The sequence below is a fragment of the Williamsia sp. R60 genome, assembly GCF_054063855.1.
This window is the reverse complement of sequence record NZ_JBSSGR010000002.1, coordinates 569610-584345: the sequence shown is the minus strand read 5'-3', so window position 1 is coordinate 584345 and position 14736 is coordinate 569610. Positions and strand designations below refer to the sequence as shown.

Below are 14736 nucleotides of genomic sequence, written 5' to 3'. Positions count from 1 at the left end.
GCTTCGCGGGAGCGTAACGCCGCTCGGCTGCGACGAGGTGCGCTTTCGGGATTTTTCTGCGGTGGTGGTCAGCCCACGGGCAGGCTGTTCACCGCATCGACGAGCTGGTCGGACGTGGTGGCCTTGTCCACGGCGGAGAGCTCGATGTACACGTCGGGCATACCGTCGACCGTCAGCGCCATCCATCGCGGTTCGTCCCCGCCGCCACCGCTGACCGCCCGCCCGTTCTGCCACGTTGTGCTGGTCACCCCGTCGAAGCCGCGGATGTCGTCCATCCGGCTCTCGAGTGCCTCGGGTGTGACATAGAAGTCGGTCCACAGGTCGTACTGCTCACCACCGGATTCCAGGACACAGCGGAATCCCGCCTTGATGAACTGCTCGCCCGATCCGTCGGGCCCGTCACCTTCCTCCGGCGGCACGGCATCCATGCGCGTCTCGCATCGCATGCCGTTGTAGCCCTGCTCGTCGGGTCCCGCCGGTAACAGCTCGGGTAACCGCTGGGCCGACTCCGCATACAGCCCCCACCCGGAGCCCACCTCGACCGACGCCGAGGCGCTCGGTTCGGACACGCGGCCCTTGTCGTCCACGGACCGCACCCGGTACTCCACCCGGTCGCCGCCTGAAGGAGCCACCGCCGAGATGTCGGTGAACTCGGTGGCCGGGCCCGAGTAGACCACCGCCTCACCGCGACTGAGCAGATAGGAATCGGCTCCCGACGCCGACTTCCAGCTGACTTTCACCACCGGCCCCTCGGCACTGGCCGTCACCGTCCCCGGACTCGACACCGAGTTGCCGGAACCCCGCACGAAGTAGGTGATGGTGAACGCGAGAACCAGCGCCACCACCCCAGCGACCACCAGCAGCGGCCATCCCCAGCGCTTCACAGCGGCAGCCTGTCCAGCAGGGCCACGGCGTCGGCGTCTTTGCCGCTCTCCATGGTGACGCTCAAGTCGTACACCTCACGATCGGTGTCGTCGAAGGCCAGGATCGCGGTACCCGCCCAGTCACTGGTCGGGCCGTTGCCCTGATAGAGGGTGCCGTCGGCGCCCTGATCGGTGGTCACCGATGACGTCTTCAGGTTGAGACTGTCCAGATACTCGTCGCGGACCTGGCGCGACGGGAACTGCCGCAGCTGCACTGTGTAGGTGGCAGCGGCGTCGCGGCAGAAGATGACGCCCGTCTTCGGGATCTCCGGGTCGACACTGCCCGTGCCGCCCCAGCACGCTTCTTGTCCGAAGGTGTCGGTGGACAACGGGCTCGGGCCGACGATCTCCCCGAACGTGGACGCCATCTGTTCCAGACCGTGCCACCGTTGCGCCACCGCAACCTCGTCACTCGCCGGGCTATAGGACGATTCATCCCGGTCACCCGATCGCGCCGACACCGTGTACGAGTACGTACCCGGCAACGGCATGGGTTGTGCATACTCGGTCTTATCCCCGACATAGATGACCGAATCACCCTGCCGCAGAACGTACTCGGACGCACCGTCCACCGCGGACCAACTGATGTCCACGGACTCTGCGGCCAGTTCGACGGCGGGCTTCTGCGGCGCGGCCAGCGCACTCCCGCCGCCGGCGACCAGCATGCCGGCGATCACACCGAGCACCAGCGCGAGCACCACCACCGGCCCGGCGAGCATCGCAGGGCGGGTGAACCAGGGACCGTTCGACGTCGGGGTCGCCGCGGATCCGGCGCCCGCGTAGGCCGGACGTTGTCCACTCGACGCCATCCCCGGGTATCCCTGGCCCGACCCTTGATACGGGGACGACTGATACGGGGACGAGTTCGGGCGTGACGACTGGCCCGGCGACGGATGACCGGGCGAGGACTGCCCCGGCGAAGAATGCTGAGGAGTGAAGTGCTGCGGTGACGAATGCTGGCCCGGTTGATAGGGATTCGACGGCACGGGCCCGGGCGTCGCGGCCGGAGGGAAGGTCACCGCAGCTGCCGACCGCGGGGCATTCGTCTGCGGCGTACCCGGTTTGACCGGGATGGGCACAAAAGCGCTCTGCGCGCGCGTGCTCTGCGGCGCCCCACCGCCTTGCAGCGCCTCCAGTGCGGCATCGGCCAGCTCGCGGGCGCTGTCGAAACGGTCAGCGGGTTTCTTGGCCATCGCCCTCGCGATCACCGAAGCCATCGCCGCCGGGACCGCGGGATTGACGGCGGCCGGGTTCGGCGGGGCGTTGAACATGTGCGCCGCCATCAGGCCTTGACTGGTGGGAGCATCGAAAGGTGCTGTCGCGGTGAGTAACTCGTAGAGCGTGCAGCCCAGCGCGTACACGTCGGCACGGTGGTCGATCTCCTCGCCGCCGATTTGTTCAGGGGCGCTGTACCGCAGCGTGCCCACCGTCATTCCCACCGACGTGAGACTGCTGTCGGTCTCCTGCGCCATCCGCGCGATGCCGAAGTCGGTGAGCTTCACCGCATCCGGGTTCATCGGATCGGAACCTGGCGTGATCAGGATGTTCCCGGGCTTGACGTCGCGGTGCAGCAGCCCCTTGCGGTGCGCGTAGTCCAGTCCGTCGGCGACCTCGGAGATGATCTGCACCGCAAGTCGCGGATGCAGCGGGCCGTCGATCAACATGTGCGCCGCGTCGGTACCCGACACGAACTCCATCGCAATCCACAGCTGACCCTCGTGAGTACCCCGGTCCAGCACGTTCACGAGGTTCGGATGACTGAGTGGGGCGACCAGGTCCGCTTCCCGCTCGAACCGAGCCCGGGTGTCGGGGTCACTGCCGTAGGTGTTGTTCAGCAACTTGATGGCATCGGATCTGGGCAACCGGGGGTGCTGGGCCTTGTACACCTCACCCATCCCGCCGCGGCCGAGCAGCTCCAGAATTTGATAGCCACCGATGTAGGAACCGATCGCCACGCCCATCTCATGCCCTTCCACCTCTCACCCACGGTCGGTGAGCTGAGCAGATAGTAGCCACCACCGGCTGGGGCGGACCAGATCTCGGAGCCCGATTACACCGTCTGACCGATCACGCCAAAACAGCCCGCGTGACACGGTTCGGCAAATACGCTCAGCGCCATGAAATCTGACGTTGTCCGGGTACTGGTCTGTGTCGCGGCGGTGGGCGCCGCGGTGTCTGTGGGCGCGGGTGCCGCTTCCGCCGCCCCCACCGAGACATGCACTGCGGCCGATCGGGTGGCCGGCGCCCAGACCTACCTCGATGCGCTCGTCGACCCCTCGTACGCCTACGACGTCCCCCTTGCCGACGACGTGGTCCGATTCGAGAACGGGCTGCAGACCGGGTTCTCCGGCGATGTGATGAAGGCCGAACTCGCTCTGCATCTGCAGTACAGCGGCATCACCTCGCTGGACAACGAACAGTGGTCGGGCAGCGGCGACTCGGTCCGGGTGATCTACGACCTCGAATACGGAGTCGGCGACCTCAATCTGGCCGATGCCACCGTGGACGAGACCTTCCGGTTCAACGCCGATTGCCTGATCCAGCGCATCGACGCGACCATCACCATCGCCCCCGGTGACGGATTCTGATGGGGCGCTTTCGTCGCGCCGAACTCGAGAGCGAGTTCGCCAGGTTCGAGAAGATGGTCGAGCAGGTTGCCGAAACCCACGACTGGAACCCCTGGGCCGAGCAGTTCACCGACGATGCCGACTACGTCGAACACGCCATGGGCACCTTCAAGGGGCGCGAAGAGATCCGCACCTGGGTGATCAAGACCATGGGCCGATTCCCGGGTAGTCACATGGTCGCCTTCCCGGCACTGTGGCATGTGATCGACGAGGAGACCGACCGGGTGATCTGTGAGATCGACAATCCCCTACGCGACCCCGGCGACGGTTCGTTGTTCACGGCCACCAACATCACGATCCTCACGTACGCAGGCGACGGGCTGTGGTCCAAGGAAGAAGACGTCTACAACCCCCTGGAGTTTGCTCAGGCAGCCAAAGCCTGGTGTCATAAGGCGCAGGAGCTGGGGAACCTGACCGACGAGGCCGGGCGATGGCTCGACACGGTGGGCAAGTACTTCTGAAGGATCGCTCGCCACCAATAATGGATTGGTAGTTCAGTTTTTCTGGGCGGATCCGCATCACGTCAGTAAGATGCACCACACACGGGGATGATCGGCGCACCCAGTTCGAGCAGTAACCAGGCCACCACTGACCAGCATCGATTCAGTGGCGCGAGGGTTTCGACACACCTTTGCGCCGGCGCGAAGAACTTGGGTGGCGGTAGTGCGTTCCCGTAGCCTGGACCCTTATCACGCCTAGCCGTTCTTGGAGGAATAACTAATGGCCCGCGAGTTGACTCAACTGGAGCTCTTGAAAGAACTGGAGCCGGTGGCCGAGGAAAACGTCAATCGCCATCTGCGCCTTGCCAAGGACTGGAACCCGCATGACTACGTCCCCTGGGACGAAGGTCAGAACTTCGCGGCTCTCGGTGGTGTCGACTGGGATCCGGAGCAGTCGAGGCTCGACGACGTGGCCAAGGCCGCGATGGTCACCAACCTCCTGACCGAGGACAACCTGCCGTCCTATCACCGCGAGATCGCGGAGAATTTCTCGATGGACGACGCGTGGGGCCATTGGGTCGGACGCTGGACCGCCGAAGAGAACCGCCACGGCATCGCGATGCGCGACTACCTCGTGGTCACCCGCGGCGTCGACCCCGTCGCGCTCGAAGAAGCCCGCATGATCCACATGACCAACGGCTTCTCCTCACTCGCCACCGCGGGTGCACGCGCCGAGGAGCTCGGAGAGACCAGCGCAGGACTGCTGCGCTCGGTGGCGTATGTGACCTTCCAGGAACTCGCGACACGTGTGTCGCACCGCAACACCGGCAAGGCGTGCAACGACCCGATCGCCGACCGCATGCTCCAGCGCATCGCCGCCGACGAGAACCTGCACATGGTGTTCTACCGCAACATCTGCGGCGCCGGCCTCGACATCTCGCCCGACCAGACCATCCGAGCGATCTACGAAGTGGTCTCCAACTTCCAGATGCCCGGCCTCGGCATGCCGAACTTCCGTCGCAACGGCGTCCTCATGGCCAAGCACGGCATCTACGACCTGCGTCAGCACCTCGAAGAGGTCATCCAGCCCGTTCTGCGCAAGTGGAACATCTTCGAGCGCGAGGACTTCAGCGCCGAGGGCGAGAAGACCCGTGAAGAGCTGGCCGCGTTCCTCGACAAGCTGGCCGCAGACACCATCAAGTTCGAAGAGATGCGTGACCGCGCGCTCGCTCGCGAAGCGGCCAAGCGCGAAAAGGCCCGCGCCGCCTCCTAGCGGCGACTTCTCGGAAAGGCCACACCCTGACCGCCCTGCTGCCAGACACTCGCACCACCCCGGCACTGTCCATCGGATCCATCGAGCTCTCCAGCCCGGTGGTCCTGGCTCCGATGGCCGGGGTGACCAACGTTGCCTTCCGCACGCTGTGCCGCGAACTCGAGCTCGCCCGGACCGGGACCGTTGCCGGTCTCTACGTCTGTGAGATGGTCACCGCACGCGCTCTTGTGGAGCGCCACCCGGTGACCATGCACATGACCACGTTCGCCCCGGAAGAGAACCCTCGGTCGATGCAGCTCTACACGGTCGATCCCGAGTACACCTATGCCGCGGCCAAGATGATCGTCGACGAGAACCTCGCCGACCACATCGACATGAACTTCGGCTGCCCGGTGCCGAAGGTGACACGCAAGGGCGGCGGCTCGGCCATCCCCTACAAGCGCCGCCTGTTCGCCAACATCGTCGCCGCTGCTGTCCGCGCCACCGAGGGCACCGACATCCCCGTCACCGTCAAGTTCCGCATCGGAATCGACGACGAACACCACACCCACCTCGACGCCGGTCGGATCGCCGCCGCTGAGGGCGCGAAAGCTGTTGCGCTGCATGCTCGCACGGCCTCGCAACGCTATTCCGGGAGCGCCGACTGGGACGAGATCGCACGCCTCAAGGAGCACGTCACCGACGTGCCCGTCCTCGGCAACGGCGACATCTTCGAGCCCGCCGACGCCACCCGGATGATGAATCAGACCGGCTGCGACGGCGTGGTCATCGGTCGCGGATGCCTCGGCCGGCCATGGCTGTTCTCCGAACTGAGCGCCGAACTGAACGGACTACCCACCCCGGCGGCCCCCACGCTCGGCGAAGTGGCGCAGATCATCGTCCGGCACGGACAGCTGCTCGCCGACCACCACGGCGAGTTCAAGGGCATGCGGGAAATCCGCAAGCACGTTGCCTGGTATCTGCGCGGTTTCCCCGTCGGCTCGGAGTTGCGCCGCGACATGGCCTTGGTCGAAACCGTCGATCAACTTGCCGACATGGTGGGCCAATTACCCGCTGACGTGCCCTTTCCTCGCGACGGCCACGGTCCTCGCGGACGGCAGGGGTCGCCGTCGGCCGTGGCCCTCCCCCACGGCTGGCTCGACGACCCGGACGACGACTGCGTTCCCGACGGCGCCGAGGTCATGCATTCCGGCGGATAGCACGCCCAGTAGAAATACCGGATCCGGAAACCTCGGTTTCACGCTGTCGGACTCGAACACAAGAACAACGGCCGACGAACGCTCGGCAACAAGGCACATACAGGTTCGGCCAGTATCATCGTGAACGCGCCTGCCCGGCCGACATGTTTTTCGACGGGCCTGAGATACAGCCCGGTGCCCAGAAGTCCGAAGGAACATGAGTGAGCAGCGACGACGAGCTCCGGGGACGCACACCCTCCGAACGCCGCGATCTGATCCGCCGCCAGCTCGGCGCGCCGTCGGATGAGGTACTCCGTGAACCCCCCGCTCGAGAACTGCCCCGCGACGCCGCGGGCCGATTGACGGTCCAGGAACTCCTCAACCGGATGAATGCCGCCGGCTCGTCCGGACGCGCCGCACCACCCCCTTCGTCTCGAGCCGCATCCGACGGGCCGTCGCAGCCCCCAGCCGGCGAACCCCGATCCTCGACAGACCGTTCCTCGTCACCTCCGTCCGACGGACCGTCGGTTCCGCCGCCGCGCCCACGCCGCGTCCGCCCTGCCGATGCCCCCACCGAGACCATCAGCCGTGCGGTGGATCCGGGCCCGCCGTCCGATCCCAACCCACTCGGTAGCCGCACTCCGGCCGGTGGGCCGCCCTCCCCGCCTGCGAACCTGCCGGGCACGTCGGGCCATCCCTTCGCGCGCACCGACCCCCCGCAACGGGGCGACGACGACTCTCAGACAGAGGTCATCCCGGCCGCCAAGGACGACCCACCCGTCTTCCTGTCCGCCGATCCCGAGCCGGAGCCGGACCCCTCGCACGACAGCGTGGCCGACCGCGTTCAGCCGGCGGTGGTTCCCGAATCCGGTGCGGGTACGGCCCGCGGCCGCAGACATGCCGCGGCGCCCAAAGGACGCGACCGAGCCGCGCTGACCAGGAATGCCCAGATGGGTGGGCGCGTCCTCCTCGCCCTCGCCTGCGTCATGACACTCCTGGGCACGGGCGCGGTGTGGGGCTACCAGAAGGTCAAAGACGGCAACTGGAACATCGTCGATGCCGTCAACCCGGACAACAGCGAGATCCGCGGCAAAGAACTGCAGACCGGCGACGAAACCTACCTGATCGTCGGCACCGACACCCGGTCGGGAAAGAACGGGCAGATCGGCGCCGGTACCACCGAAGACGCCGGCGGTGCCAGGTCGGACACGGTGATCCTCGTGAACATCCCGGCCGACCGCAGCCGCGTGGTCGCGGTGAGTTTCCCGCGGGACCTGCAGATCAACCGCCCCGAGTGCACAACCTGGGACAACGACAAGGGCGAATACACCGGCCAGATCGTGCCCGCCGAGACGGGCGCCAAGCTCAACACCGCCTATGGCGACGGCGGCCCCAAGTGCATCGTCGACACACTCACCGCGATCAGCGGCCTGAACATCAACCACTTCATCGCGATGGACTTCTCGGGTTTCGAGAAGGTCGTGAACAAGATCGGCGGTGTCGAGGTCTGCTCGCCGGTGCCGCTCAACGACTTCGAGCTGGGCCCCATCCTCACCAAGCCCGGTAAGCAGAAGATCCGCGGTAAAGCTGCCCTCAACTACGTACGCGCCCGCACCATCGACACCGAGGGCAACGGTGACTACGGGCGCATCAAACGCCAACAGCTGTTCCTCTCGTCGCTGCTGCGCGGAGCGCTCTCCAGCAAGGTCTTGTCCAATCCAGCAACGCTCAACGGCATCGTCGACACCTTCATCCAGAACAGCTTCGTCGATCAGGTGAACACCGACGACCTGCTCCAATTGGCCCAGTCGATGCAGGGGCTCGACGCCGGCCGCGTCACCTTCCTCACTGTCCCCACCTCGGGCACGGCCGAAGACGGCTCGGGCAACGAGATCCCCCGCGATGCCGACATCCGCGCGATCTTCGACGCGATCATCAACGACGAACCGCTGCCCGGGGAGAAAGAAGAGAAACCGGTCGGAACAACAACCAGCACAACAACTTCTCCGACACCCTCGCGGCCGGCAGACGTCACCGTCAGCGCGCTCGATCCGTATTCGGTGAGCATGCGGGTGCTTAACGGCACCGGTACCGCCGGAGTCGCCACCGGCATCGCCGAGAGTCTGGCCAATCAGGGCTTCAGCGTCCAGGGTGTTGCCGATGCCTCCGAGAACCGCACCGACACCGTCGTCCGGTACGGCGAGGGGCAACAGGCTGCGGCGGCCACGGTTGCACAGTTGTTCCCCGGGGCGAGCATCCAGGCGGACAACACCGTGCAGTCGGGCATCGAGGTCATCGTCGGCAGCGACTACAGCGGCAACCTGGGGTCGCCGGCTCTCGCCGGGGGCCAGATCACCGTCGCCGAACTACCTCGCGAGTCGGGAACAGACGAGTTGCCCAACGACCTCACGGTCACGAACGCTGCGGATACGACCTGCGCATAAGTCGGGCCGGCGACGCCGACATCGAGCCTGTGCCACTCGTTCATTCGTAGTTCACCACCTGACCACCATTCCCACCGATCGTGGCAGTACCGTTGGCTCATGCGTAGTGCCTACATTGAGCAGATGGCCGAACTCAACGGAGTTCTGGGACAAATGTGTGCGTTGGCCGGGATTGCGATGGAGCGATCCACCCAAGCCCTGCTCCAAGCCGATCTCGCGGTCGCCGAGTCGGTGATCAGTGACCACGAGCAATTGACCCAGCTGTCGACGCAAGCCGAAGAACGGGCGTTCGCCCTCCTCGCGTTGCAGGCGCCGGTCGCCGGCGATCTGCGTTCGATCGTGAGTGGATTCCAGATCGTCGCCGACATCGACCGCATGGGTGCGCTTGCGCTGCACGTCGCCAAGGTCGCTCGCCGTCGCCACCCCGCCAAAGCGCTGCCCGAAGAGGTCAACGGCTACTTCGCCGAAATGGGCCGGCTCGCCATCACCATGGCGACCAACGCGCGTGAGGTCCTCACCAGCCAGAACCCCGAGGACGCGCTGAAGCTGCAGGACGACGACGACGCGATGGACGACCTCCACCGCCACCTGTTCACGGTGCTGATGGACCGCGAGTGGCGTCACGGCGTCGCTGCCGCAGTGGACGTCACGTTGCTCGGCCGGTACTACGAGCGCTTCTCCGACCACGCTGTGCTGATCGGACGTCGCGTGGTGTTCCAGGCGACGGGGCAGACCCCGGAGCAGTTCACCGAGGTCTAGCGGCTCCTACCGGGGTGCGGTGCGTCGCACCTCGGAGATCCGGTCGGCCAGTTCTGCAGCCGTCCTGAACCGATCGCTGTGCGGAGCAAGGCATTCCGACACCAGGTCGCGTTCAGCCGGTGAAAGTGTCGGACTGATCCTGGGTTTGGTGGACTGGACCGTCCTGATCGCCACCAGCGGCTGCATGTCGGGCAGTTCACCGTAGAGGCCTTCACCGGTCAGCGTGCGGTGGATCGTCGCTCCCAGAGCCCAGATATCCGTTGCCCGCGAAGGTGTTTGGCCGACAAGAGTGTCGGGGTCGGCGTACTCGAGGGACGCGGACGACCCGGTGCCGCTGACCGCGGTCGCCGCGGTGATCACCCGGGCCAGACCGAGATCGGACAACACCCCGGCCGGCGACGCCGTGGTACCAGCGCGATCACCTCCAGCGATCAACACATTCGCCGGTTTGATGTCGGAGTGGACCAACCCGGCCTCGTGCATGTCGTGCGCCCCCCTGGCCGCGCACTCGAGCACGGCGAGCGCCTGGTCACGCTGCAGCGGCATCGATGGGGCAGCCATCGACCCACCCGGGAAGTAGTCCATCGCGTACATGAACAGGTCACCCAGTGCCGCTTCGTACAGATGCACCAGGTGTGGGGACCGTACGGCGGCGAAGCTGCGGAGTTCGCGCACACCGCGATGGAAGGCGTCCTCACCGCAGGGGTTCGAAAAGACCTTCAGCGCAACGTGTTCGACATCCAGCTGCAGCCTGGCCGGGGGCACCGCCAGATAACACGTACCGTGGCTGCCCGCACCGAGCGCCCGGACTGTCCGGTAATCGGCGATCGCCGGGGGCAGCCGACGTGCGTCGGTTCCCGATATCGGGTCAACGAACATCGCTGATCCTCCCGTGCGGCGCCTCGAACAGCAACGAGCGACTTCCCACTCGCAGTTCGGATCCCGGATACAACACCGCTTCCTGGCCGCGGCGCAACGTGATCCAGCCAGGCGCGCGCGGCAACCGGACATGCGTCCCGTTCACCGAGCCGGCATCCACCACCCGGACATCCCAATCCACCAGTCGCAGTTCACAATGCGCGCGCGACATCGACCCCGAGGTGTCGTTGATGCGAATGGGGTCCAGTGGTCCGATGCCCGCACTAGCGACACCACCCCTGGCTGCGACCATCGGCTCGGGGTCACGTCCGATCATCAGATCGCCGGCCACCACATAGGTGGTGCCGTCGTCGATGACGAGTAGCCCCAGCGGCGGTCGCGGACCCTGCACCATCGCCCCCGTCATCCGGTTGATCCGAATACCGCACCGGGTACAGACCGGCGACCGCGGATCGTTGATGTGACCGTTCTGGCACAGCAGCCCCTGGATCTGCACCTGCTGTTCGCGCGCCGATACCTTCGGATCAGATGGGCGCACAGGACGATTCGCGACATCGGTCGGCGCAGATGCCAGTGCGGCATCGGCCGGTCCGACAACGTCACGCGGCGGGACCAGTGTCGGCTCGGCGATGCCCCGCCGAACCGAGGCAGCTCTGCGCCGGCCACCGACGATCGGCAACGGTGCCCGCCCGGCGGCGGAGTGGTTGTCGAAGTCGTCCAGCCTCACCGAGAGTGCCGGTGGCAGCAAAGGCGTTTCGGTTACCGCCATCGCGGTGTCGACGAGTTCGGGACTCACCACCACCGGGACACCCGTGGGCTCGTGGGCAGTAGACGGCATCGGCGTCGCTGCCGGTACGGCATATACCGAACTGTCGGTGGAAGGCGAGGCCGATGGCCACAACACCACGCCGGCACCAGGTGCCGCACCTTTTTCGAGAGAGAAGATCTCCGACGGGGCCAGACCGCCCGACCCGATCGGTCCACCGCCCAGCGGATCGTCCTCGTCGATGGTCAGGGCCACCGCGAACACACTGCTCGGATAGCTGCGCTGTACCAGGAAACCGGCGTCTGCTCCCCTGATGACCTCCGGGGTGGCGAACTCGGTGACGTAGACCCTCGCACTCGCGGCACCGTAGACGAAGACCTCCAGACCCCCGTGCCGGTCGGTGGAGACCACCGCGAAGTCCGGGCTGCTGTCCTCGTTGGCCAGCAACCACTTGGTCAGCGACCGAAGCCGCGACCCGTCGACGCGGCCGGCCTGTTCAAGCGGTTCGGTGGCGAGATGCGCCAGATCTGTCAGCGTTGCGCTGCTCCGGATCGGGTCGGCGTCGATGAGCAGGAGCGACGGTCCGCGGCGGAGCACGATGCCACGGCCAGGCAGCACACTCACCGGATGTTTTGCCGTCACGGGGACCATTCTGACAAGGAAACGGCCCCATGCGGAAACATGGGGCCGTTTTCTTCGGGTACCTGCGAGGATCAGCCGAAACGGCCGGAGATGTAGTCTTCCGTCGCCTTCTGCGTCGGGTTGGAGAACATCGTCTCGGTGTCACTGAGCTCGACCAGCTGTCCGGGCTGGCCGACGGCCGCCAGGTTGAAGAACGCGGTCTGGTCGCTGACGCGGGCAGCCTGCTGCATGTTGTGCGTCACGATCACCACCGTGTAGTCCTTCTTGAGTTCGGTGATCAGGTCCTCGATCGCGAGCGTCGAGATGGGGTCGAGTGCCGAACACGGCTCGTCCATCAGGAGCACGTCAGGCGACACCGCGATCGCACGCGCGATGCACAGACGCTGCTGCTGACCACCGGAGAGGCCACCGCCGGGCTTGTTCAGCCGGTCCTTGACCTCTTCCCAGAGGTTCGCTCCGCGCAGGCTGCGCTCGGCGGTCTCGTCGAGCACCTTCTTGTCGCGCACACCCTGCAGTCGCAGCCCGGCTACCACGTTGTCCTTGATCGACATCGTCGGGAACGGGTTGGGGCGCTGGAACACCATGCCGATCGTGGAGCGGACCGACACCGGGTCGATGCCCTTGCCGTAGATGTCGTCGCCGTCGAGCAGGACCTTGCCCTCGACACGAGCACCGGGGGTCACCTCGTGCATGCGGTTGAGCGTGCGCAGCACGGTGGACTTACCGCAGCCGGAAGGGCCGATGAACGCCGTGACGCAGCGGGGCGGCACTTCCAGGCTCACGTCCTTGACGGCGTGAAAGGCGCTGTAGTAGATGTTCAGATCTTTGAGGTCGAGTCTTTTTGCCATTGCCTTATCTCATTTCGTCTTCGGCGCGAGCAGTTTAGAAGCCAGCGCCGCGAGTGCATTCGCCAGCGCGATCACGATGACCAGGGTCAGCGCTGCACCCCAGACGCGGTATTCCCCGGCGGGATTGGGGTTTGCCAACTGGTTGTAGATGAACAACGGCAGCGACGTCATGTTGTTCTGGAACGGGTCGTAGTTCACCGAAGCGGTGTACCCCACCAGGATCAGCACCGGGGCAGTCTCACCCATGATTCGCGCGGTGGCGAGGAACACTCCGGAGATGATTCCCGACATCGCCGTCGGGACAACAATTTTCACGATGGTCTTGGACTTGCTGATGCCCAGCGCGTACGAGGCCTCACGCAACTCGTCGGGGACGAGCTTGAGCATCTCCTCGGTGGAGCGAACAACCACCGGGAGCATCAGCAGCACAAGTGCCAGGCTGACCGCGAAGCCGCTCTGCGGCAGACCGAACGTGGTCACCCACACGGTGAAGATGAACAGCGCCGCGACGATCGACGGGACGCCGGCGAGGATGTCCACCATGAACGAGGTGGGCTTGACCAGCTTGCTGTTCGGATACTCCACCAACATGATCGCGGCCATGATGCCGATCGGGACGGCGATCACGGCGGCGATCAATGCCGTGAGGATCGTGCCCAGGATCGCGTGTCCGACACCGCCGGAGAAGCTCGTCGGCCCGATCAGGAACTGGTCGCCCGACCACCACTCCGGCTTGATGATCGCTTCGAAACCCTTGCTGATGACGGTGAAGAGCACCATCACCAGGGGAATCATCGCGATCAAGAAGCACAGGGTGAAAACGATTGTGGCCGACTGGTTCTTGAGGCGCCGGGCCGGCGAGACCGGCTTGTACAGACTGCCGGCCTTGACCGGGCTGCTGCCATCGATGGTTGAGGTGCTCATCCGTTTACCTTTCCGCCGGAGAGAACCCGGGCGATGGCATTGACCACGAAGGTCAGCAAGAACAGCACCAAACCTGCGGCGATGTACGCGCCGGTCGGCAGGGGCTGGTTGAACTCGCCTGCGCCAGAGGCGATCTTGGAGGCGAATGTGTATCCACCATCGAAGAGGCTGAACCCGGACGTCGATGTCGCGGCCCGCAGGATGATGAGGACGGCAACCGTCTCACCGAGTGCGCGACCGAGCGCGAGCATCGACGCCGCGATCATTCCACTACGTGCGTAGGGGAATGAGGTCATCCGCAGCATCTCCCACTTCGTCGCGCCCAGTGCCAGGGCCGCTTCCTTGTGTAGGACAGGTGTCTGCTGCAGCACCTCACGCGAGATCGACGTGATGATCGGAAGGATCATGATCGCCAGCACGATTCCCGCGGTGAAGATCGTTCCACTCGAGACGTTGCCGTCGGCGAAGAGGAAGAACCATCCGAGGTTGCTGTTGAGGAAGTCGGCGACCGGCTGGAGCTTGGGTCCGAGAACCGCCATGCCCCACAGGCCGAAGATGATCGACGGCACTGCGGCAAGCAGGTCGACGACGGCGCCGAGCGGTCGGGACAACCGCGCCGGTGCATACGACACAAGGAATGTCGCGATACCGATGGCGATGGGCACCGCCAACGCCAGGGCGAACACCGAGCTCAGAACCGTGACCTTGAGCAGGTCGAGGATTCCGAACCGGAGGTTCAGGGCGTTGGTGGTGTCCCACACCGAACTCGTCAAGAAGTTGACGTTGTCCACTCTCAATGAGGGGATGGCCTCGAAGAGTAGGTTCAGTGCGATCAACAGGATCACCAGGCAGACGAAGCCACCGGCTGTCAAAGCCAGCACCTTGAACGCCTGATCGTAGAACCGACTCCGATTTTGTCGGGAGTTCGACTTCAGATCCGATTGACTGTCCGAAGGCTCGGGAGCTGATGCACTTGGGCTCACCGCGCCTACTTTGTCAGATTGCCCGACCGCGTCATGCACCGTCATCGCTT

The 14736-nt window shown here is 65.3% G+C and carries 13 protein-coding genes; 6 read left to right on the top strand and 7 right to left on the bottom strand.

Translation table 11 applies throughout. The features are described from left to right. Positions 1–68: 68 nt before the first annotated feature. Entirely contained in the window at positions 69–884 is an 816-nt protein-coding gene (locus ACVWY6_RS09590) for a hypothetical protein (protein ID WP_457537626.1), read from the bottom strand. Beyond that, a complete protein-coding gene (locus ACVWY6_RS09585) occupies positions 881–2884 on the bottom strand; it encodes a protein kinase domain-containing protein (RefSeq protein ID WP_457537624.1) in 2004 nt (667 codons plus the stop codon). The genes ACVWY6_RS09590 and ACVWY6_RS09585 overlap by 4 nt, the downstream gene beginning before the upstream one ends. A 156-nt stretch (positions 2885–3040) precedes the next feature. On the opposite strand from ACVWY6_RS09585, the gene ACVWY6_RS09580 reads away from it, so the two are divergent. The 6 genes from ACVWY6_RS09580 (at position 3041) to phoU (ending at position 9644) form a co-directional block, all read left to right on the top strand. Further along, the gene (locus tag ACVWY6_RS09580) at positions 3041–3511 is read left to right on the top strand and encodes a hypothetical protein (RefSeq protein WP_457537623.1); all 471 of its coding nucleotides are present in this window, start codon (positions 3041–3043) and stop codon (positions 3509–3511) included. Further along, positions 3511–4011 (top strand): nuclear transport factor 2 family protein, encoded by a 501-nt coding sequence (locus ACVWY6_RS09575; protein WP_400724887.1) that lies wholly within the window; start codon positions 3511–3513, stop codon positions 4009–4011. Before ACVWY6_RS09580 ends, ACVWY6_RS09575 begins: the two co-directional genes overlap by 1 nt. 259 nt (positions 4012–4270) lie before the next feature. After that, the gene (locus ACVWY6_RS09570; RefSeq protein ID WP_023957269.1) at positions 4271–5263 is read left to right on the top strand and encodes an acyl-ACP desaturase; all 993 of its coding nucleotides are present in this window, start codon (positions 4271–4273) and stop codon (positions 5261–5263) included. A gap of 38 nt (positions 5264–5301) precedes the next feature. After that, positions 5302–6462, top strand: a complete 1161-nt coding sequence (dusB, locus tag ACVWY6_RS09565; protein ID WP_255283870.1) for a tRNA dihydrouridine synthase DusB — start codon at positions 5302–5304, stop codon at positions 6460–6462. A gap of 200 nt (positions 6463–6662) precedes the next feature. Further along, positions 6663–8885 carry an LCP family glycopolymer transferase gene (locus ACVWY6_RS09560; protein WP_457537621.1) on the top strand — a complete coding sequence of 741 codons (2223 nt, stop codon included), beginning with the start codon at positions 6663–6665 and terminating at the stop codon, positions 8883–8885. A gap of 99 nt (positions 8886–8984) precedes the next feature. After that, positions 8985–9644: a phosphate signaling complex protein PhoU gene (gene phoU, locus ACVWY6_RS09555; RefSeq protein ID WP_030173901.1), complete on the top strand. Its 660-nt coding sequence runs from the start codon at positions 8985–8987 to the stop codon at positions 9642–9644. Positions 9645–9650: 6 nt separating this feature from the next. Here the strand turns inward: phoU and ACVWY6_RS09550 are convergent, their stop codons facing one another. The 5 genes from ACVWY6_RS09550 to pstC all read right to left on the bottom strand — a co-directional run bounded on the left by ACVWY6_RS09550 (position 9651) and on the right by pstC (position 14731). Next, positions 9651–10523: a serine/threonine-protein kinase gene (locus ACVWY6_RS09550; protein ID WP_457537619.1), complete on the bottom strand. Its 873-nt coding sequence runs from the start codon at positions 10521–10523 to the stop codon at positions 9651–9653. After that, positions 10513–11931 carry an FHA domain-containing protein gene (locus ACVWY6_RS09545; RefSeq protein WP_457537617.1) on the bottom strand — a complete coding sequence of 473 codons (1419 nt, stop codon included), beginning with the start codon at positions 11929–11931 and terminating at the stop codon, positions 10513–10515. Before ACVWY6_RS09545 ends, ACVWY6_RS09550 begins: the two co-directional genes overlap by 11 nt. A 71-nt stretch (positions 11932–12002) precedes the next feature. Continuing rightward, entirely contained in the window at positions 12003–12779 is a 777-nt protein-coding gene (pstB, locus tag ACVWY6_RS09540; protein ID WP_023957280.1) for a phosphate ABC transporter ATP-binding protein PstB, read from the bottom strand. 9 nt (positions 12780–12788) lie between these two features. After that, positions 12789–13703 carry a phosphate ABC transporter permease PstA gene (pstA, locus tag ACVWY6_RS09535; RefSeq protein WP_023957281.1) on the bottom strand — a complete coding sequence of 305 codons (915 nt, stop codon included), beginning with the start codon at positions 13701–13703 and terminating at the stop codon, positions 12789–12791. After that, positions 13700–14731, bottom strand: a complete 1032-nt coding sequence (gene pstC, locus ACVWY6_RS09530; protein ID WP_023957283.1) for a phosphate ABC transporter permease subunit PstC — start codon at positions 14729–14731, stop codon at positions 13700–13702. The genes pstA and pstC overlap by 4 nt, the downstream gene beginning before the upstream one ends. Positions 14732–14736: the final 5 nt, after the last annotated feature.